The 21,042-nt window shown below is 71.9% G+C and carries 13 protein-coding genes; 8 read left to right on the plus strand and 5 right to left on the minus strand.

Annotated features, from left to right (window positions below; genetic code table 11):
- Positions 1-74: 74 nt before the first annotated feature.
- On the minus strand, positions 75-650 hold the full coding sequence (locus tag ACP4E5_RS13930) for a TetR/AcrR family transcriptional regulator (protein ID WP_425828504.1): 576 nt from the start codon (positions 648-650) through the stop codon (positions 75-77).
- A gap of 111 nt (positions 651-761) precedes the next feature.
- Between ACP4E5_RS13930 and ACP4E5_RS13935 the strand changes: the two genes are divergently transcribed.
- The 7 genes from ACP4E5_RS13935 (at position 762) to ACP4E5_RS13965 (ending at position 8,731) form a co-directional block, all read left to right on the plus strand.
- Positions 762-2,456: a CocE/NonD family hydrolase gene (locus ACP4E5_RS13935; protein ID WP_425828506.1), complete on the plus strand. Its 1,695-nt coding sequence runs from the start codon at positions 762-764 to the stop codon at positions 2,454-2,456.
- A gap of 105 nt (positions 2,457-2,561) precedes the next feature.
- Positions 2,562-4,220 carry an ABC transporter substrate-binding protein gene (locus ACP4E5_RS13940; protein WP_425828508.1) on the plus strand — a complete coding sequence of 553 codons (1,659 nt, stop codon included), beginning with the start codon at positions 2,562-2,564 and terminating at the stop codon, positions 4,218-4,220.
- Positions 4,217-5,167, plus strand: a complete 951-nt coding sequence (locus tag ACP4E5_RS13945) for an ABC transporter permease (protein ID WP_425828510.1) — start codon at positions 4,217-4,219, stop codon at positions 5,165-5,167. The genes ACP4E5_RS13940 and ACP4E5_RS13945 overlap by 4 nt, the downstream gene beginning before the upstream one ends.
- Entirely contained in the window at positions 5,164-6,036 is an 873-nt protein-coding gene (locus tag ACP4E5_RS13950) for an ABC transporter permease (RefSeq protein ID WP_425828512.1), read from the plus strand. Before ACP4E5_RS13945 ends, ACP4E5_RS13950 begins: the two co-directional genes overlap by 4 nt.
- A 462-nt stretch (positions 6,037-6,498) precedes the next feature.
- Positions 6,499-7,467: an ABC transporter ATP-binding protein gene (locus ACP4E5_RS13955; protein WP_425828514.1), complete on the plus strand. Its 969-nt coding sequence runs from the start codon at positions 6,499-6,501 to the stop codon at positions 7,465-7,467.
- The gene (locus ACP4E5_RS13960) at positions 7,457-8,266 is read left to right on the plus strand and encodes an ABC transporter ATP-binding protein (protein WP_425828516.1); all 810 of its coding nucleotides are present in this window, start codon (positions 7,457-7,459) and stop codon (positions 8,264-8,266) included. Before ACP4E5_RS13955 ends, ACP4E5_RS13960 begins: the two co-directional genes overlap by 11 nt.
- Positions 8,267-8,305: 39 nt before the next feature.
- A complete protein-coding gene (locus ACP4E5_RS13965; protein WP_425828518.1) occupies positions 8,306-8,731 on the plus strand; it encodes a DUF3237 domain-containing protein in 426 nt (141 codons plus the stop codon).
- Positions 8,732-8,751: 20 nt separating this feature from the next.
- Here the strand turns inward: ACP4E5_RS13965 and ACP4E5_RS13970 are convergent, their stop codons facing one another.
- From ACP4E5_RS13970 to ACP4E5_RS13980, 3 genes are all read right to left on the minus strand, one after another.
- Positions 8,752-10,353, minus strand: coding sequence for an AMP-binding protein (locus ACP4E5_RS13970; protein WP_425828520.1), 1,602 nt, complete (start codon positions 10,351-10,353; stop codon positions 8,752-8,754).
- A 329-nt stretch (positions 10,354-10,682) separates the two neighbouring features.
- On the minus strand, positions 10,683-11,630 hold the full coding sequence (locus ACP4E5_RS13975) for a PP2C family protein-serine/threonine phosphatase (RefSeq protein WP_425828522.1): 948 nt from the start codon (positions 11,628-11,630) through the stop codon (positions 10,683-10,685).
- Between the two features lie 402 nt (positions 11,631-12,032).
- Positions 12,033-15,779 carry a S8 family serine peptidase gene (locus ACP4E5_RS13980; protein ID WP_425828524.1) on the minus strand — a complete coding sequence of 1,249 codons (3,747 nt, stop codon included), beginning with the start codon at positions 15,777-15,779 and terminating at the stop codon, positions 12,033-12,035.
- 200 nt (positions 15,780-15,979) lie between these two features.
- Between ACP4E5_RS13980 and ACP4E5_RS13985 the strand changes: the two genes are divergently transcribed.
- The gene (locus tag ACP4E5_RS13985; RefSeq protein WP_425828526.1) at positions 15,980-16,786 is read left to right on the plus strand and encodes a helix-turn-helix transcriptional regulator; all 807 of its coding nucleotides are present in this window, start codon (positions 15,980-15,982) and stop codon (positions 16,784-16,786) included.
- A gap of 19 nt (positions 16,787-16,805) precedes the next feature.
- On the opposite strand, the gene ACP4E5_RS13990 is transcribed toward ACP4E5_RS13985, so the two are convergent.
- Positions 16,806-20,909: a S8 family serine peptidase gene (locus ACP4E5_RS13990; RefSeq protein ID WP_425828528.1), complete on the minus strand. Its 4,104-nt coding sequence runs from the start codon at positions 20,907-20,909 to the stop codon at positions 16,806-16,808.
- Positions 20,910-21,042 lie beyond the last annotated feature (133 nt).

Below are 21,042 nucleotides of genomic sequence, written 5' to 3' on the forward strand. Positions count from 1 at the left end.
AACGGCGTTGCATGACGCGGACAGAGCGCGGCCCCACGTCTGGCAATGTCAACAGCCCACCGGGAGGCGGGAGTTCAGCCGCCCGATCCGCGCAGCCGGTCGACGACCGCCAGGATCGCCCGCTCGCCGCGCTCTGCCGGCCAGCTCTCGGCGTCCTCCAGGGTCGCCAGCCAGTAGCCGCGCAGGATCAGATGAAGGACGTCCCCGCTCAACTCCGCGTCGGGCAGGCCCGCTTCGGCGACCAGCTCGACGAGCCCCTTGTAGTCGCTGCGCGCACTCGCCACGCGCACCTCGTCGACGCCGGTGCCGGGCCCCGCTCCGGCGATCTCCATCATCAGCCGACGCAGCACCTCGTCGTCCTGCTCGGTGGTGCACATCCAGCGGACGGCCGCGCGCAGCTTCTCCTCGCCCTCGACGCCCTCGAGGGCCCGCTCCATCTCGCGGGTCCAGTCGGCCTCCGCACGGTGCAGCGCGTTGATCATCAGGGCGGCGCGACTGGAGACGTAGTTGGTCACCATCGCCGTGGAGCCGCCGAGTTGCTGGGCCACGGCCCTGATGGTCACGGAGCGCACGCCCCGGTCCCTTGCGACCTGAATGGTGGCGGTCGCGATCTCGTCGAGCCGCTTGGCCTCGTCTACCTCGATCGGCATGTCGCCGACCTTAACGCAATGGGTTGACCGCGTTCACACGGAGCTGCAATGTTGTCATACAACATTGTTGCATCACGACGTTGTCCATCCCTGCTCCGGGAGACCACCCTCATGACCTTCACCTTCACGCGTGTCGGCCCGGCCCCCAGGTGCCCACGGGCCCAGGAGTTCCGGGTCCGGATGCGCGACGGGATCCGGCTCGCCACGGACCTCTATCTGCCCGGCGGGCCGGAGGTCGAGTTCCCGACCGTCCTGGTGCGGCTGCCGTACGACAAGAACAGCCGCTACGTGTACTTCGACGAGATCGCGGCCCGTTTCACCGCCCACGGCTACGCGGTCGTCGTGCAGGACGTCCGCGGCAAGTTCCGCTCCGAGGGCCAGACGCTGCCGTTCCTGCGCGAGTGCGACGACGGCTACGACACGATCGACTGGATCGTCCAACAGGCCTGGTCCGACGGCCTGGTGGGGATGTTCGGCGACTCGTACTACGGATTCACGCAGTGGGCGGCGGTGGCGTCCGAGCACCCCGCGCTGCGCGCCGTCGTGCCCCGTGTCACCACGGTCGACTTCAACGCGACGACCCAGGGCGGCGGCCCGCACGACCCGCCCGGCGTGGGCCGCCCCGTCTGGCTGGAGGGCATCGAGTACTACGCCCACTACTGGGTGGACCAGGGCCTGTACGACTTCGAGCCGGACCGCGCCGTCCGGCCCGTCGTCGAGCAGTACGAGGAGGCGTTCCGGGCCATCGGCGCCCGCTCCGCCTGGTTCGACACGCTGGTGCCGCACTTCACCGACCTGTTCCCCGCGCGGGGCAGGCACCCCTACGACGCGCGCCCGGTGCCGGTGCTGCACTGTGTCGGCTGGTTCGACAACATCCTGATCCCGCACCTGCGGGACTACGCGGCGCTGGCCGCGCGCCCCGGCTGGGACGCGGTGCAGTACCTGTGGGCGGGCGCGGTCGACCACGAGAACTACCGCCTCGCCGAGGCACCCGCCACCGAGGACACCGATCATGCGGAGAACCCCGCGGCCCTCGACCGGATGCTTCCGCAGTACGTCGGCCCCGCGATCGAGTTCTTCGACGTATTCCTCAAGGGAGACCGGCCGGCCTCGGAACTGCCCAAAGTGCGCTGGGAGTTGGGGCACGCAGGGTGGCGTACGTCCAGCTGTTGGCCGCCGCCCGAGAGCACCGACCGCACGTTCTGGCTGGCCGCACCCGAGGAGGCGGCGGGCCCGCTTCCCGGCGGTGCCCTCACCGACTCCCCGCCCAAGGAGCCGAGTTCGACCCAATGGGCGTACGACCCCGAGGCGCTCGTTCCTTCCGATGTGCCCAACTCGTTCGCATACCTGCACAGTTACCCGGACCTCGCCGGGACGGCAGGCCGCGACGACACCCTCGTCTTCTCCGGGGCGCCGCTCACGAGAGCGCTCGACCTGGCCGGACCCCTGGCCCTGCACCTCCATGTCACCAGCACGGCCCCGACGTTCGACGTCTTCGCCCGGCTCATGGACGTAGGACCCGACGGGCGCGCCCGCCTGATCGCGCGCGGCGAGGTCTCCGTACGCACCGACATCGCGCCCGAAGAGATCCGCGTCGACCTCGGGCACACCGGCTACCGGATGCGCCCGGGACACCGGCTCGGCATCCTCCTCGCCTCCAGCGACTACCCGCTGTTCCTCCCCTCGTCGGGCAGCGAGGAGAACCCGTGGACCACCTCCGCGGCCAAGCCCGCCACGCAGACGCTGCGCACCGGCGGCGCCGCACCCTCGCGCCTCACCGTCTCGGTCGTCCCCGGACGCGGCTGATCCGCGCCCACGCACACCGGCACCCGCCGCACCCGCACCCGCACCCGCACCCCCACAGCGGAGGCCCCGTACCACCCCTGCACTCCACTCCTCAGGAGCACACTCATGCACGCTCCCCGACTCACCGTCTTCCCTCTCGCCGCCCTGGCCACCGCGCTCGCGCTGACCTCCTGCTCCTCCGGCGGCAACGGCACCTCCGACCGCCCCGGCGCCATCAGGCTCACGCCCACCACTCCTCCCGCGCGCGGCACCGTCGACCACGTCACGTGGAACCTGCCGATGGGCGAGCCGACCACGCTGGACCCGGCGAAGGCCGGCGACTACTCCCCCAGCACGGCCGCCTCGAACCTCTGCGAGCCGCTGATCCGCCTGAAGCCCGACTACTCCACGGCGCCCGGCCTCGCCACGTCCTGGCGGCAGCCCGACCCGAAGACCCTCGTCCTGAACCTGCGACACGGCGTGCGCTTCTGGGACGGCAGCCCGATGACCGCGGCCGACGTCGTCGCGAGCCTGGAGCGCCAGCGCGTGCCCGCCACGCAGAGCGTCAACGCCCCGGTCCTCGCCAACGTCACGACCATCAGGGCGAGTTCGGAGCACCAGGTCACCGTCCGCTTCAGCGCCCCCGACTCACTGTTCCTGAAGTTCCTGGTGAACGGGTTCGGCGCCGTCGGCAAGGCCACGTACCTCAAGAAGGCCGGGACGTCGTACGGCACCGCGCGCGGCGGCCTGATGTGCACGGGGCCCTTCAAGCTGGCGAGTTGGCACCCCGGCGAGTCGATCACCGCCGTGCGCAACCCGGCGTACTGGGACAGCGCGCTGCGCCCCAAGGTCAAAAAGCTCACGTTCCGCTTCATCACCGACAACGGGACGCTCACCAGCGCCCTCATGTCCGGTCAGATCGACGGGAGTTACGAGCTGCCGTCGACATCCGCCAAGGCGCTGCGCGGCGCGAAGACCGGCAAGCTCTACTACGGGCCCTCCGCACAGACCGTGTTCCTGAGCGCGACAGGCCCCGACTCGCCGGTCGCCGACCACCGCATCACGCAGGCGCTCTCCCTCGTCCTCGACCGCGATGCCCTCATCAAGAACGTCTTCGACGGCGCCGCCCAGCGGCAGAAGACCTTCATGCCGTCGCTGGTCTGGAAGAACAGCGAGGCCAAGGACGTGTACGCGAAGGGGTACGCCGCGCTGCCCGAGCCGCCCGAGCCGGACGCCGCCAAGGCGAAGAAGCTCGTCGACGGGGCCGCGCCGAAGCGCCGCACGCTCACCATCGCGATGGCCGCGGGCGACCAGCAGTCCCTCCAGACGCTCACCTTCCTCCAGGCCGCCACCAAGAAGATCGGCCTGAAGGTCGTCATCCGGCAGCTCCAGCCGACCCAGATGTCCGGCCTGTTCTTCAACCCGGCGCTGCGCAAGGGCCTCGACGCCACCATGGCCATCGGCTTCGTCGACATCCCCGATCCGCTCAGTTACGCGGACATGCTCACCAACCCGAAGTCCCCGATGAACTGGATCAACTACCGCAACAGCAAGGTGACTTCACATCTGATGGCCGCCAGGGCGACGACCGATCCGGACACCGCCGCGCGCGAGTTCACCGAGGCGCAGGCGCTGTACGCGAAGGACTACCCGATCGTGCCGATCGCCTGCCCCTACGAGCGGATGTTCCTCAACAAGCGGCTCAGCGGCGCCCCCGCCTCCTTCGCCTACATCAACATGCCGTGGGCGGCGCTGATCGGCGGCACCGGCCGGGAGTCCTCATGATCTGGCGCTTCATGGCGCGGCGGGCCGCGATGCTGGCCGCGACGGCGTTCGTCGCGAGCGTCGCCGTGTACGGGGCGCTGTTCCTCTCGCCCGGCGACCCGGCGACGCTCCTGGTGGGCGGCGGCAAGCCGCCCAGCGAGCGGCTGCTCGCCGAGATCCACCGCCAGTACCACCTCAACGACCCGTTCCTGCAAGGCTATTGGCGCTGGTTCAGCGCGCTCTTCCACGGCGACCTCGGCCAGTCCCTCAGCTATCGCGACTCCGTCGCGCACCTCGTCGGCGACCGCCTCGGCAACACGCTGTTCCTCGTCGCCTTCGCGGCCGTCCTGATCATCGTGGTGGGCGTGGCCCTCGGCACGCTCGCGGCACTGCGCGGCGGCTGGGGCGAGACGGTCGTGACCGTCGTGACGACGACGCTGATGGCGGTGCCGACCTTCGTGATGTCGGTGCTGCTGATCTGGGGGCTCTCGGTCCGCTGGCGGCTGTTTCCCGCGTACGGGAGCGGGGAGGGCTTCGCCGGCCGGCTCGAACACCTCACGCTGCCCGCGCTCGCGCTGGCCGCGACCTGGCTGGCGTACGTCGCCCAGGTGACGCGCTCGGCGGTGCGCGCCGAACTGGCCTCCGAGCATGTGCAGACCGCGCGCGGGCGGGGCCTCCCGGAGCGTCTCGTGGTGCGCAAACACGTCCTGCGCAACGCGTCGGCGCCCATCTTCTCCGTCTCCGGGGTGGCGGTCGCCGGCCTCATCGCGGGCTGCGCGATCGTCGAGCAGGCTTTCGGCGTCAACGGCATCGGGGCGCTGCTCGTGCAGAGCGCGGCGAAGCAGGACCTGGCGGTGGTGCAGGCGCTCGCGCTGATCAGCGTCGTCCTCTTCATCGGCGTGAACACCGTGGTGGACGTCGTATCGGCGCTGCTCGACCGGCGTACACCACTGGAGGCGTCGGCATGACGACTCTCCAACTGGCCGCAAGAACCGGTGTGTTGAGCCGCAGCCGGGCCGCGGCGCGCGGCAACGGAGTGCTCATCGCCTCGGGCACGGTGGTGGCGCTCGTCATCGTCGCCGCCGTGTGTGCGCCGCTCCTCGCCCCGTACGACCCCGAGGCCGTGGACCCGCTGGCGGTGTACCAGGGCAGTACGGCCGCGCACTGGCTCGGCACCGACGACACCGGCCGGGACATCCTCTCCCGCATCCTGTACGGGGCCCGGCTCAGCCTGTTCGCGCCCGCCGTGGTGACGCTCGCCGCGAGCCTCGTGGGCACGGCGCTCGCCATCTCGGCGGCGTGGCTGGGCGGTTGGTACGACAGCGCCGTCTCGGCCGCGCTCGACGTGGTGTTCGGCTTCCCCGGCCTGATCCTCGCCGTGGTCGGCGCGGCCGTCTTCGGCGCGGGCCTCCAGGTCGCGGTGGTGACGCTGTCCGTCGCCTACCTCCCGTACGTCGCGCGGACCGTGCGCGGCGCCGCGGTGCGCGAGGTGCATCTGCCGTACGTGTCTGCGCTGCGCATGCTCGGCATGTCGGGGTGGCGGATCTGCCTGCGCCATCTGACACCCGCGCTGCTGCCGCTCGTCCTGGTGCAGGTGACGGTGTCGTTCGGCTACACGCTGCTCGACGTGGCGGCGTTCTCGTTCATCGGCCTGGGCGCGCAGCCACCGACCGCCGAGTGGGGGCTGATGGTCGCGCAGGGCTCGTCGGGCGTGCTGGCCGGCCGGGCCGAGCAGTCGCTGTACGCGGGCCTCGTGATCGTCGTGTTCGTGATCGCCTGCACGCTGCTCGGTAACGGCCTGTCCAGACGGCTCCTGGGAGAGGAGGCCACCCGATGACGCTCCTGGACATCCACGACTTGCCGACCACCACGCGCCGCACTGGGGCTACTGCTGCCGTCGAGGGCCCGGACCAGCCTGCTCGACAACCGGCCGTCCCGACGCCCCCTGGGGCAGGAGGCCTCCCAATGACGCTCCTCGACATCCACGACTTGCCAACCACCGTACTGGTGCCGCGAGTTGACACTCCGGTCAAACCACGCGCCGTACTGGGGCTACTACTGCCGTCGGGGGCCTGGACCAGCCTGCTCGACAACCGGCCGTCCCGACACCCCCTGGGGCAGGAGGCCTCCCAATGACGCTCCTCGACATCCACGACTTGCCAACCACCGTACTGGTGCCGCGAGTTGACACTCCGGTCAAACCACGCGCCGTACTGGGACTGCCGCTGCCGCCGAGGGCCCGGACCGGCCTGCCCGACAAGCGGCCGTCCCGACACCCCCTGGGGCAGGAGGCCACCCGATGACGCTCCTCGACATCCGCGGGCTGCGCGTCACCTTGCCGGTGGGCGGAGCCGACCGGCCCGTCATCCACCACGTCGACCTGTCCGTGCCGGCCGGTACGGCGGTGGGCCTGGTCGGCGAGTCGGGTTCCGGCAAGTCGCTCACCGCGCGGGCCGTGCTGCGGCTGCTGCCGCCGGGGGCCCGGCTCGACGGCGACGTACGCGTCGACGGCACGTCCGTCCCGGCCATGGGTCCCGCCGCGCTGCGCGCCCTGCGCTCGACGGACGTGGCGATGATCCACCAGGACCCGCGCGCCCACGTCAACCCGGTACGCACGGTCGGCGACTTCCTCACCGAGGGCCTGATCGCGCGCGGCACCCGGCCGCGCGAGGCCACCGCCACGGTCACCGCCCTGCTGCGCGACGTCGGCATCCCCGACGCGGAGCGCCGGCTGCGGCAGCGCCCGCCGGAGCTGTCCGGGGGGCTGCTCCAGCGGGTGATGATCGCGGCGGCGCTCGCGGGCGGGCCCCGGCTGCTCCTCGCGGACGAGCCGACGACGGCGCTCGACGTCACGACGCAGGCCGAGGTGATGGCGATCATCGACGAGGCCCGCAAGGACCGGGGCCTGGCGATGCTGTTCATCACGCACGACCTGGACCTGGCGGCGGCCGTGTGCGACCGGATCGCCGTGATGTACGCGGGTTCGGTGGTGGAGGAGGTCCCGGCCGACCGGCTGCACAAGTCGGCCCGGCACCCGTACACCCGGGCGCTGCTCGCCTCCCGCCCGGCTCCGGGGGCGGACGCCAGGCCGCCGCGGGCCATCCCGGGCCGGCCGCTGTCCGCGTTCGAGACCGGCGCGGGCTGCGCGTTCGCGCCACGCTGTCCCGCGGCCCGCGACCTCTGCCGCGTCGAGCGCCCGGAGCCCCGCCCCGTCGGTGACGGCGTCGCCGCCTGCCACTACCCCGAGGAGCCCACGGATGACGCCTGACACCGCCGAACCGCACCCCTCCGCCGCGCTCGAAGTCATCGGACTGCGCAAGGAGTTCGGCGATCTCGTCGCGGTCGAGGACATCGACCTGACGCTGGCGCCGGGCGGCTCCCTCGCCGTCGTCGGCGAATCCGGCTCGGGCAAGACGACCGCGGCGCGGATGATCGCGGGCCTGGAACGCCCCACGGCCGGCACCATCCGCCTCGCCGGCCGGGAGCGTCCACGCCCACCCCGCCGCACCGCTGAACGCCGCCGGGCCGCCCGCGAGGTCCAGATGGTCTTCCAGGACCCGTACGCCTCCCTGGACCGCCGCCAGCGGGTGCGCGATTGCGTGGCCGAGGTCCTCGCCCTCCACACGGACCTGCGCGGCTCCGCACTCGACCGGCGCGTCGCGGAACACCTCGACCAGGTGGGCCTCGACGAACGCCAGGCCGCTTCGCTGCCGCGCGCACTCTCCGGCGGTCAGCGCCAACGCGTAGCCATCGCACGGGCGTTGGCGGTCTCGCCGAAGATCCTCGTCCTCGACGAGGCGGTGGCCGCGCTCGACGTATCCGTACAGGCGCAGATCCTCACCCTGCTCGCGGAGATCCGCGCACGGACGCCCGTGGCCTACCTGTTCATCACGCACGACCTGGGCGTCGTCCAGCACGTCTGCGACGACATCGCGGTCATGCGCCACGGCCGCGTCGTCGAACGAGGCCGCGCCCGCACTGTCCTGACCCAGCCCCGGGACCCGTACACCCGCGCCCTGCTCGACTCGGTACCCCGCCCGGGATGGAAACCGAGCCGCAACAGCTAGTTCCCAAACCCCCTCCCCCGACCTGGAGTTGACACCACCATGACCGACGCCCCCTCCCTCTCCTACGCCTTCGAGATCCGCGCCGACGTCTCCGAACCGCTGCACATCGGCCACGGCGCCGGCGAGCGCACCGACTTCACCCCCATCACGGGCGGCACCGTGCGCGGCCCCCGCCTCAACGGCACGGTCCTGCCCGGCGGCGGCGACTGGTCGAACACCCGCGGCGACGTCTGCGAGCTGGAGGCCCGCTACCTCCTCAAGGCGGACGACGGCGCGGTCATCGACATCGTCAACCGCGGCTACTACGTGGACGGTTCCGGCTACTTCCGCACCGCGCCGGTGTTCCGCACCGACGCCCCCGCCCACCTCTGGCTCGCGCGCACGGTCTTCGTCGGCCACGCGCACGACGAGGGCAACCCGGAGGAGGGGGTCACCATCGTCATCCGCTGCTACAGCGTGCAGTGAGACGGCGCCCCCTCATCCGCCTAGACCGCGTCCTCCGCACGCTGCCGCAGCAGCTTCTTGTCCGGCTTGCCGGCGTCCGTCAGCGGCAGCGCGTCGACGAAGGTGATGCGGGCCGGCTCGTACATCGCGCCGCGCTGCGCGCGCACCGCGGCCCGCAGCTCCTCCGCCTCCACGGCGACGCCCGGCGCGGCCACGACCGCGGCGTGCACCTGCTCCATGCGGTCGGCGTCCCGCACCCCGAAGACCGCGCTCTGCAGCACCTTCGGGTGCGAGTTGAGCAGGTCCTCAAGCTCGGTGGTGTACACGTGACCGCCGACGACCACGATCATGTCCTTGAGCCGGTCCACGACGGTGATGTAGTTCTCGTCGTCGAGGAAGCCGATGTCACCGGTGTGCAGCCAGCCGTCGCGCAGCACCTCGGCCGTCAGCTCCGGCTGCTTCCAGTAGCCCGTCATCGTGCCCTCGGAGCGGACGCAGATCTCGCCCAACTCGCCGACCGGCAGGTCCTTTCCGTCGGTGTCGCGAATGGCGACCTCCACGCTCGGCAGCACCCGGCCCGCGGAGCGCATCCGCTCGGGCCGGTCCAGGTCGTGGTCCTCGGCGGTGAGCACGCTGATCCCGCCGGCCTCGTTCTGCCCGTAGAACTGCACGAGCACGGGCCCGAGTCGGCGCACGGCGTCCGCGATCCGCGCGGGCGACGCCTGGCAGCCGCCGTACGTCAGGCCGCGCAGGCTGCTCAGGTCGCGGTGCGCGGAGTCCGGGTGGTCGAGGAGCTGGTAGATCAGCGGCGGCAGCAGGAAGAGGCGCGTGATGCGCTCACGTTCGATGGTGTCGAGCACGTCCCCCGCGTCGAAATCGTCGTGCAGCACGACGGCGCCGCCGGCCCGGATCACGACGTCGGCCAGCATGCCCGCGGCGTGCGCGATGGTGGTGCACACGAGTTGCCGGGGCGACTCCTCCTCGGCGGGCCGCACCTGGGTCATCATCCGGCTCATCCGGGTGACCTGCCCGAAGGTGGTGACGATGCCCTTGGGGTGGCCCGTCGTACCGCCGGTGTGCCGGATGGTGCATATGTCGTCGGGGCGGGCGCGGGACTCGAACGGCTCGGCGGGCTGCTCGGCGGCGAGCGCGAGCAGGTCCTGCCCGATCTCGCGCTTGTCCTCGCCCAGTACGAGAACGTGCGGCACGGGCGCGTTCCCCGTGATCTCCTCGGCGCGGTCCGCGTACCGCGGGTCGACGATCAGCGCCTCGGTCTCGACGTCCTGAACGATCGCCGCCTGCACGTCGGCCGACAGCTTGTTGTAGAGGTGGTTGACGCGGCAGCCCGCGAGGTTGGCGGCGTAGCGGGCCGCGATGGTCTCGGGCAGATTGCCGCTGAGCAGGGTGACGGTGGCACCGCGCGCGACACCCTGGGCGGTGATCGCGTGGGCCATGCGGTGCACCAGCGAGTGGAACTGACCCGCCGTCAACCTCCGGTCCTCGTACACCAGAAGCTCACGCTCCGGGTCGGCCACGAGGGCGTCGAGGTTGTCCTCGACGAAGGTACGGAAGGGTTCTGACGCGTGGGGTGTTGCGGGGGCAGCTGTGGGGGTGGCTACAGGTGCGGATGCCTCGGCAGGCATGGGCTGTCCTCCTGACATCACCGGCCCGCTCGTTTCCGTGCGCGCCGATGGTGGTGGTGCTTTGTTGGGGGGGATGGCGGTCCGGGGGCCGTCGGCGCATGGCGCCGCGCCCGGCACGAATGGCACACGCCCGGACGCATTGGTTGCCCCAGACAACCAACTCCCAGGCTAACTCCCCTGCCCCACCGCACGCACCTCAGATTGGATCATGAACGCACACTTGACCCCTTCTTTTCCTTTGCCATCCCGGGATTTGACCCCACAACCTGTGGCGCCCGCCCTGTCCGGCGCCGCTAATCCCTGGTCGGGACGCGGCAGTTGCCCGCGCATCATGACGCCGAGCGAGCACTCCGAAGCTCAGGTCCCACGGCTTCACCGGTCGGCCCCGCGGTGAACTCCACCAGCAGCAAGGCGGAGTCGTCGTCAGGTGGCGCCCCGGTGAAGGCGGCGACATCGACGCGCACTCGACGCAGAGCTTCCTCGGGACTGCCGTCGCTCAGCAGCGGTCCGGCCCGCTCGCTCACGGGATAGAACCGCCCTTCGCCGTCCCGGGCCTCGCTCAGGCCGTCGGTGTAGAAGAAGAGCCGGTCCCCAGGGTGCAGGGTCAGTTGCATGACACTGTCCTGCTGGTCGCCGGAGCCTGCCAGCGCGGCGAGCCCGAAGGGGAGCACAGGCTCGTCCGACTCGACATAACGGACTCGGCCGTCGGTGGTGACGAGCAAGGGCGCGGGGTGACCATGGTTGAACACGACGAGCCGCCCGGCCGGGTCGACCTGGGCGAGGATGCCGGTCACGAACCGTTGGCCGTCCGTTCTGCGGTCCAGGGCGTTCTCGATGCGGCGGCCGACCTCCGCGAGGTCGTCGAGCTCGGGGCCGGCTTCCCGGAACGCGGCCAGCACCACGGCCGCGCACCGAACGGTGCCCAGCCCCTTGCCCTGGACATCGGCGATCACGAAGCGGACTCCACGGGGAGAGGCCACCGCCTCATACAGGTCCCCGCCGACGCGGGTGGCCCGACTCGAGCTGACGTAGGAGGCCCCGAGGCGGACCGGGCCGATCACCGGCGGCAGGGGGGCGAAGAGCACGTCCTCCAGCGTCTTGGCCACTTCCTGCACGTCCACGAGGCGCTGTTCGGTCCTGAGCCTGGACCACGCGGCGTAGACGGCGCCGAGTGTGACGTACGCGATGGCGACCAGCGCGATGTACATCCGCAGGGCGCCGAACCGGTCTGCCTTCGCCGCGAACACGAGACAGAGGAGGACGGCGACACCCCCCATCGCCACGACGTTCCGGATGGTTCCCCGCGCTGCGGCGATCGCCGGTTCCTGCGGCGTACACAGGCAGCAGGTTGTACTCCTGCCCCGTGAAAGCGTCCACCACCGCGACACCGAACATGACGCCCAAGGGCACCGCGCTCGGCGAAGGATTCAACGACCTGACGGCTCGGAGCCACTGCATCGCCGCGCCTCCTGCACGCTCGCCACCGGATCAGGACCGCAACGGACGGACCGAGGGCACACCGTGCAGTGACCTGTTGGCCGATTCGGGTGTAACCAGCATAGAAAGGACGGGACGGGTCTGCGATCCGGGACGATGCCCATCGCGTTCTTCATGGGCCGGTATGACGCGTTCCCCCGGCCGGCTCCGCACGACGCGGAGTCGGCCGGGGGAACGTCGTGTCAGCGCACCTCGTAGGCGCGGACGACCGTCTGGGTCACCCGTGCCCCGTGGCTGTCGGACAGCGTGACCCGCAGGTGCACGAAGCTGCCCGCGGGCGCGTCCGCGGGGAGCGTCGCCTGCCAGGTGCCGTTCGTGCGCACGAGGCGGGCCGTGTGCCAGCCGGAGACCGTCTCGACGGTGCTCTGGTCGCCGTACGCGTACTCCAGCGTCGCCCCGTCCAGGTCGACGGGACCCGCGGTGCCGTCGACGACGGCGCCGATCCCGATCGTGGTCGTCTCACCGGCCGGCCGCGTGTTGCGCAGGTCGCTGGGCACGTCGATCACCGGGACGAGCAGGCGCTGGGCGCCCTGGTCCGCGGCGGCCGAGGGGAACGTCCACTCGGTGCCGTAGGCCAGACCGGTGCGGTCGGCGGCCGTCGCGGTACGCCGCCAGGTCTGGCGGAACGTGACCTCCGTCTTCTCCTGCGGCAGCGTGAACATGCCCGAGGTGGACGCCACGGGCTCGCCGTTCACGAGGAGTTGGCGGGTGCCATAGTCCCGCTGCCCGATGGTCGAGTCGTGCCCGCCCGCGTCACCGAAGGGTGCGACGACGTACGAGAGGCGGTCGCTGTTGCGGGTCATCAGCGGCCGGTCGTAGGTGTTGCGGACCGGGCCGTAGGGCGACTTGTACCAGTCGGCCGTCGCGCGGCCCTTGTCGACCGTGTGCGGGCCGTCGTAGGCGGTGCCGCCGTAGGGGCCGAGGTTCCGGCGCATCAGCGTCGTCCACGTCAGTCCCTGCGAGCCGGTCGGCGTGAAGAACTCCGTGCGGGACTGCGGTGCTTGCAGAGGCAGCGTGGTGCCGCCGGCCCAGACCGAACTCACGCCGGGGATCCCCACCTGGACGTCCGACCAGTACGTCGTGTCGTCCGGGTTCTGCACGTGGTAGCGGGCGTCGCGGACGGCGAGGTCGGAGTCGTGCACCCGCTGGGTGCCCGGACGGATCGCGCCGCGACCGACGTAGGCGAGGTTGTAGACGTACGGGCTCTTCGCGGTCGCGGTGCCGGACCAGCGCACCGTGGCCGTGCCCTGCTCGGCCAGCTTCTTGAGCGCGAGCGAGTCGGCCCAGGTGATGGAGGCCTGAGGCACGCCGTCGGTGGCGCTGAACTGGAAGCGGCCCTCGCTGTCGGGGACCGCCACCAGCACGCCGACGGCACCGGCCTTCGCCGCGGCCGCCGCCCACAGGTACCCGTTGCCTCCGCCGGTGCCCGCGTCGACCAGGGCGATCTTCCCCGTCAGGTCGTGGGCGGCGAAGTTCTCGTCGGTGCCCTTGCCCACGGGGACGACCTCGGCGGAGCCTTTCCCGTCGAACTCCGTGCCCTGCTGCATCGGCAGCGAGTCGAGGACCCGGCCGTCAGGGGTGCTCAGTTCGGCGGGCGGGGCAACCTGGCGGGCCGACGCGAGGAAGGTGAGCCGGTCGTCGTGGGAGACCCGCTGTGCGTACACCCCCTTCACGTAGGACGGTACGGCCGTGGCGTAGCCCGCCTTCAGTTTCCCGGTGTCGTCGAGACCGAAGGTCGTGCCGAGCGCGAACCCGGCCGGCCGGCTGGGCCGGTCGGTGTCCCAGGTGAGCGGCTGGGCGTCCCGTGCGTCGAGGGTGACGACGGTGTCGCCGGTGACCTTCACCTCGGAGTCGTACATCTGGGAGACGGAGTCGACGCTGCCGACGTTGCTCGCCGCGTCCCGCGTCATGATCATGCCGCCGAGCGCGTACGTGCCCAGGGGCACCCGGATCGTGGTGCTGCCCGCGTCCGGGGAGCCGAGCGTGTACACCTTCGCGGTGTCCCGGTGGTCGTCGAACAGCTGGAACGTCGACGGGTTCTCCGCCGGGTCGCCGTGCCGGTCGATGCCCTTGACGGTGAGGTCGGCGGACGGCTCCTCCATGTGCACGCCGAACGGGACGGTGACGCGGGTGCCGTGGGCGCCGGTGCCGACGAGGCGTCCGGTGACCGTGCCGTAGTCACCGGCGTCGAGCCGGGCCGACGGGTCGATGCGGACCGGGACGTCGGCGGTGCCGTTCGCGGGGACGGTGACGCTGTGTTCGGCCGGCGCGGCGAAGCCGGACAGCCGGGAGCCGTCGTCGCCGCGCACGTCCTGCGCGGTCAGGGCGAGGATGACGGGCTTGTCCGTGATGTTCGTCAGGGTGACCGGCTTCTCGACTCGGTCGAGTCCGGCCTGCGGGTACGCGAAGTCGCCCAGCAGCGGAGCCGGTCCTGCGAGCACCGGCTGGGTGATCGCGCGTGCGACGTCGAGCGGGCCCGAGCCCTGGTCGAGAACGGGCGCGTCGGTGTGCGCCGCGGAGTCGGTCAGCACCGCCTTGAGCTGCGCCGGGGTCAGGTCGGGGTGCTTCTGGAGGAGCAGCGCGGCGCCGCCCGCGACGTGCGGGGTGGCCATCGAGGTGCCGGACATCGACTGGTAGGCCTGATCGCCGCGGCCGCCCGCCTTCGCGGCGACGACGTCGACGCCCTGCGAGGCGATGTCGGGCTTCGCGCTCATGCCGTCCACGGACGGGCCGCGGCTGGAGAAGGACGCCGTGTCGTTCTTCCGGTCGACGGCGCCGACGGTCAGCGCCTTCGGTGCGCAGCCGGGCGTGGAGACGGTGCCGTGCAGCGAGGCGTTGCCCGCCGCGATGACGAACAGTGCCTTGTCGCCGAGCCGTTCGACGGCGTCGACGTCCGGGCCCGTGCAGCTCGTGGCGCCGTCCGCGCCCAGGGACATGGAGACGACCCCGGCGCCTTGGGCGACGGCCCACTCCATGCCGTCGACGATGCCGCTCAGCGTGCCCGAGCCGTCGTCGCCCAGCACCTTGCCGATGAGAAGGTCGGCCTTGGGGGCCATGCCGGCGTAGCGGCCGTTCGAGGCGGCTCCGGTACCGGCTACGGTCGAGGCGGTATGCGTGCCGTGGCCGGTGCGGTCCACGCCGTCCTGGCCGGTGACGAACACCTTGCTGGCGGCGATGCGTCCTGCCAGGTCGGGATGGTCGGCGTCGACTCCGGTGTCCAGCACGGCGACCTTCACTCCGGAGCCGTCGAGCCCGGCGCGGTGCGCGGTGGTGGCGCCGGTGAGCGGGACGGTCGGGCTGCCGAGGACCGGCGCGGCCGTGCCGTGCACCTTGGCGTCCAGCCAGATCTTGCGTACGCCGCCGGCGGACTTGGACCGTGCGTCGTGCGGGGCGAGGTCCTTCCAGGCGTCGGCGGCGGACTTCTTGGCGACGGCCAGACCGGCGCCGCCGATCGAGTCGAGGCTCGCGGTCGTCCTGGTGCCGGGGGCGGCGCTGCGCGGGGTGCGCCCGCCCTCGTAGGAGACGACGACGGGTACGGCGTCGGTGTGCGCGTCGTCGTATCCGTCGGCGACGAGCTTGCCTATGTCGAACAGCGCGGCATCGACCGTGCCGGCGTCGACGAGCTTCTCGGTGCCCTGCGGGAACACGTAGGTGTGCGTGCCGTCCTGCCAGACGGCGGCGGGGTGGTCGGTGGCGTCGGTGGTGCGCGGGGCCGCCGACAGGACCCGGCCGTCGGTGCCGACGCGTGCGTCGACCACGTCGCCGGTGATCAGGGTGACGGCGACGGGCCGCCCGGCGTCGGCGTGATCCGCGGTGGCGGGGTTACCGCCCGCGGAGTCGGCGGCGGTCGCCGCGGGGGTGCCGACACCCAACAGGGCGACCGCCGCCAGTCCGGCGGCGGTTCGGCGCCATGGTCTGCTGCGTCTCACAGGTGCACTCCAGGAGGAGGGGAGGGATCCGGTGCGCAACAGACTCGCCAATTCCGGTACGGAACAGGGGAGATGGAGGTGGCGAGTAGTGCCCTGGCGTGAATTCGCCAGCGCCTGCGCCGCCGCCCGGGGCCGCACCGCACACGCGTTGGGGCAGGAGAGGATGGCGCGACAGGGGGGATGGCGGCGAGACTGGGCCCATGTCGTCCGACCTTGGAATACCGTTCCGCCCCACCGCCGGTGCCGACTCCGCGCTGCGCTCCCGCTTCGCCGACCTCCAGGAGGATCTGCGCCGGGCCGAAGGGACGCTGACCCGGTTGCTCAACCAGTGGGAGCCGGGTCCCGGGCCGGACACGGAGCGGCTCGTCAGAACCTGGTCGAGCCGCGAGGAGCAGGCTCGCCGCGTCAACGAGATCGAGTACGGGGCGCGTTCGTCGCTGCTGCTCTTCCAGTCCGGGGCGAACACGGTGGCCCCGGTCCCGACCACGTTGCTGGAGGGGGCCCCGCCGCCGGACACCGCGCCCGACGCGCTGCGCCACGACGGCAACCACGAGGCCGCCTACCGCGTCGTCGTCGACCCCGCCTTCCTCGCCGAGCCGGCGGCGCTGCGCGCACTGGACGAACGCCTCGCCGACGGCCACCAGATCCGTGTCGTGGACCAGCCGCTGATCAAGCTCATCGTCGCGGACGGCGAGACCGCTCTGGTGCAGCTGGAGCCGGGCCGGTCGATGGAACTGCGGGCGCCGCTCACGCTGCTGGCCGTCGAGCTCTTCGAGTCGGTGTGGCGGCGCTCGCGCCCGTACTTGCGCGAGGAAGGCGACCTGAGCCCCATGGACCGCAGGATCCTGCAACTCATGCTCTCGGGGCTGACCGACGCGGCGACGGCCAACCAGCTCGGCACGTCGCCGCGGACGGTGCAGCGGCGGGTGCGCGCCCTGATGGACCTGACCGCGGTGACCTCGCGGGTGCAGCTCGGCTGGTACGCGATGCGCAACAACTGGGTGTGAGGCGGGGCCGCTTGGGTGGTCACATCCGGTCGACGTAGTACTTCAGTGTCCGGCCGTGCAGGGAGCGCACCGGATCGGTGACGCGGTCGGCAGTGGAGTTCTGCCGGAGGTAGTTGAGCTCCACGAAGGACAGGTCCCTGGCGTCGACCGTGCCGTCGTGGTCGATGTCCGCCGCCCGTTCCGCGCTGCCGCGGGCCGCGTACACCGCCGCGGCGTCGCGTACGTCGATGACGTCGTCGCCGTTGACGTCACCGGCGACGAGCGCTGCCTGGGACGAGGCGTTGGTGCCCGCCACGCTCCCGTACCCGTGCAGGCCCAGGTCGACGTCCTCGTACCAGGTGAAGTGGCCGGGGACCCTGACCTCGAAGCGGTACGGCTTCCCGGCGGGGGCGAGCGTGCTGTCGGCCATCCGGCCGGCCGCGTCGGCCGTCAGCGTGCTGCGGGTGCCGTCCGGTGCGGTGAGCGACGCTTGGAAGCCGTCGAGGCTGTAGTCGCGAGCGTCGTCGTACGCGTAGTCCTTGGTCAGCAGCCCTTCGGCGGCGGGCCGCGCGGCGAAGGAGGACGTGGGGTTCAGCATGCGGACCGCGCCGTAGAACTGAAAGTTCAGCGGCACCTTCGTGTCCGCGGTGTCGAAGGCGTACGTCGTACCGGTGGTCAGGCCCGCGGACGTCGTCCAGTGCTCGCCGGTCACCTCGTACGTCACCTTCAGGAGCGGCATGTCGCTGCCGCTCAGACCGTCCGCGCCGAGGACGTCGAAGGAGACGGTGCTGGAGGAGCCCGCCCCGCTGGACACGTCGGTGCGCCGGATCGACGAGGGGCTGTGCGCGGCGAGTTCGGCGGTCGGCTCGACGTCGACCAGCTTGACGTTGCGGTCGTCGTAGCGGATCTGAGAGGTGAAGGACTTCCAGTGGGCGAGGTCGTGCGCGGTGAGGGTGTACGTGACGCGGTCCCCGGCGCGGGCCGCCGGGGCGTCCGCGTCGCCGACCACATAGGGCAGGCCCGCCTTGACGACGTTGAGCACGCGCACGTCCCCGATATTGCCCGCGGCGTCCGTCGGCCAGAGCTTGACGTAGGCGGTCGGCGAGGCGGCGGTCAGGGGGATCGAGGCGCTGACCTTGCCCTGGGCGTCCGCGTTGGCGTGGCCCGTAGGGGCGTTGGGGCTGTAGGCGGAGTAGTAGAGCGCGTTGTCGTCCTGGCCGATGTCGAGTCCGGCGTCGTGGATCGCGTCGGTCTGGGCATCGCGCAGGGTGCCGGAGACGGTGAACGAGGAGGCGTCGGCGGGGCGTTCGGCGACTGTGGGGTGGGACGGGTCCCAGGCTCCGTAGGCGTCGTCGTAGGACGGCGCGTGGGAGTCGACGTAGATGTCGCGTGTCTCGGTGTCGGTGCCGCCCTGGGCGTCGGTGCCCACGATGCGGAGCCGGTAGTGGCCGTCGCCGATCCAGCGGCCCCTGGGGTCGACGGGGGTGGCGGACCGCCCGGTGAACGGGTAGTACCAGCCGGGGACGTTCACCGGCCCGTACCGGACCCCCTCGGTGAGACCCGCCGTGCTCACCCCGCCGATGTAGCCGAGATCCTTGCCGTGGGCGTCGGCCAGGAACACCTCGACGGTGCGCAGTTGGCCCGCCATCGTCACGTCGAAGGTGGCGGCGCCGCCGCCCACGGACCCGGCGTCGGAGAACTGATTCGTGGACACGAGGGACTTGGTCATGTCGATCGCCTGGAAGCCGGACTTGGCTACCCGCATGCCGAAGGGGACGCGCAGGGTGCCGAGCCCGTTGCCGGAGACGGGTGTCAGCGTGATGTGGCCCTCGTAGTATCCGGCGGGCGCCGAGGAGGGCACATTCAGGTCGGCGCGCACCTTCGCGTCACCGTGCTTCGCGACACCGATCGTCGTGGCGGTGGTCAGCGTGATGTGCGCGGCGGCGGCGTCACCGGATGCGCCGGAGCCTCGGGTGAACTCGGTCGTCACCCGGTAGGTGGCCCGCTCACCGCTGTCGTTGGCGAGGCGCAGTGTGTGCGCCTCGGCCGTCCTGCGGCCGAGCGGCAGGACCCCGAGGTCCAACGCACCGGTCCTGTAGGCGAGTTCGCCGGGTGTCTTGTCGACGGATACGTAGGGGGTGTGGGCCGCGGCGTCCACGGTGGCCGCGGTGTGCACGGCGGCGTACGGGTCGACGGCGCCCGCCCCTTCCTCGAAGACGCTGTTGTCACCGGGCAGCGGCGCCGCGGTGTTCATCATCGCCGTCTTGACGGCGTCGGGGTCGAGGCCCGGGTCGTGCTGGAGCATCAGGGCCGCGGTTCCGGCGACGTACGGGGACGCCATGGAGGTGCCGCTCAGACGTGCGTACGCGTAGGTGTAGTCGCCGCCCTCGGGGTCGACCGTGTCGGCGGGGACGGAGGACAGGACGCTGACGCCGGGCGCCGCGACCTCCGGCTTGATGGCGCCCGTGCCGTAGACGGGGCCGCGTGAACTGAAGTCCGCGAGGGCGCCGTCGCCCAGGGTGAACGTTCCCGCCGGGGCGAGCGACAGCCGTGCGGAGGAACCGGCGGCGGCGAGCGCTGCCCCGTCGGCGGAGGTCACCGAGAACGCAGGGACGTACGCCTGGCTCTCACCGAGGTAGGACGGTATGTGGCCCTCGTCGGCGTCGGAGTTGACGAGGAGGACGGCGGCGGCGCCCTTGCTCTTGGCGCGTCTCACCTTCTCGTCGAGGCTGATGCCGCCGCGCGCGATCAGGACGGCCTTGCCGGTGACGTCCTTGTCGGTGTAGCCGGCGGCCGTGCCGGTGCCCGCGTCCGCGACGGGCCAGGTGCCGTCGGCGAGTTCGTCGAGCGCGTCGTCGAAGGACCGGGCGAGCAGCCGGCCCTCTGCCTTCGCCGTTCCCGCGCTCAGGGTGTACGCGGGCAGGGTCATCGGTTCGTCGTGCGCCCCGACCGTGAGCGGCAGGGCGGCGGCGCCCGGGGTGCCGAGCGTCTGGGCGTCGGGTCCGCTGTTGCCGGCGGCTATGACCATGGTGATGCCGTCGAGGACCATGTTGTCGGCCGCCAGCGCCTGCGGGCTGAGCGGCTCGTTGACCGCTGCCCCGAGCGACATGTTGACGACGTCCATGCCGTCGTCGGCTGCCCGGTCCATCGCGGCGAGGATGTCGCTGGTGCGGCCGCTGCCGTACGGCCCGAGCGCCCGGTAGGCGTACACGGAGGCGCCGGGCGCGACGCCGTGCGCGGCACGCTCCTTGGAGGCCGCGCCCCGCCCCGCGACGATGCCGGCGACGTGGGTGCCATGCTCGGTGTAGTACGTCGCGCCCTGATTGGTCTCGGCCTTGCCGGACGCCTTCCAGTCGGCGTACGTGGTCTCCATCGGGTCGGAGTCGTCGTCGACGAAGTCGTGTCCGCCCGCGTAGGCGTCCTTGAGGTCGGGGTGGTGGTAGTCGATGCCGGTGTCGATGATGCCGACCTTGACGCCCTTGCCGGTGACTCCCTCGGCGTGCAGCCGGTCGACGCCGTCGTCCGCCGCACCGGACCCCGCCTTCGCGGTGGAGGCGGAGGGCTTCGGGTCGGCGAGCGCCTTCACCGTGGTGTCGGGCCACACGGCGGAGACCTCGTCGTGGTCCAGCAGGTCCGCGACCCGGTTGCCGGGCACCCGCAGGCTCATGCCGTCGAAGCTGTGGGTGAAGGTGCGGCCGGGACGGGGCACCGCGGCCTTCTTGCCGCCGCTCGCCGCGCCGGTCCGCGGGAACATCCCGTCCAGCGCAGAACGGAAGTTGCTCTGGGCCTTCTTCACCGCACCCTGGGCGGCGGCGTCGCTGAGCGGGCGCCCCTCGGCGGCGGCCAGGAGCCGGGCGGTCCGGGCCGGCGGGGTGCGCAGCTGCACGATGACGTCGACGGGAGCGGCGCTGCGCAGGGCCGCCTTGTCCGTGACATGCAGGCCGCCCGCGTCCAGGTCCGCCATCTGGTGCAACGCCCGCAGTTCCTGGTCGTCGAGGGAGGCGAGCACGTCGCGGGCGCTCGTCGACCCGGCCGAAGTGGACTGCGTGGCAAGGGCGTTGGGCGCCGCGGCGGCCAGGAGCGCGAGCACGGCGGCAGCGGCGGTCAAGGCGAGGCGTCCGTGCCCCGGGGCCTGCGTCGGCATGGCGTGCTCCGCATCTGGACGGTGAAGGGCCTCCCGCCGTCGCACCGGCGCGGGGAGGTGGGGGATCGCCCGATCATGGGCCGCCGGGCGGCCCGCGGAGAAGCCCAGCAGGTGACGGGATTACGACGTGGCA

It is taken from the genome of Streptomyces fractus (assembly GCF_049844455.1).
GTDB lineage: Bacteria > Actinomycetota > Actinomycetes > Streptomycetales > Streptomycetaceae > Streptomyces > Streptomyces fractus.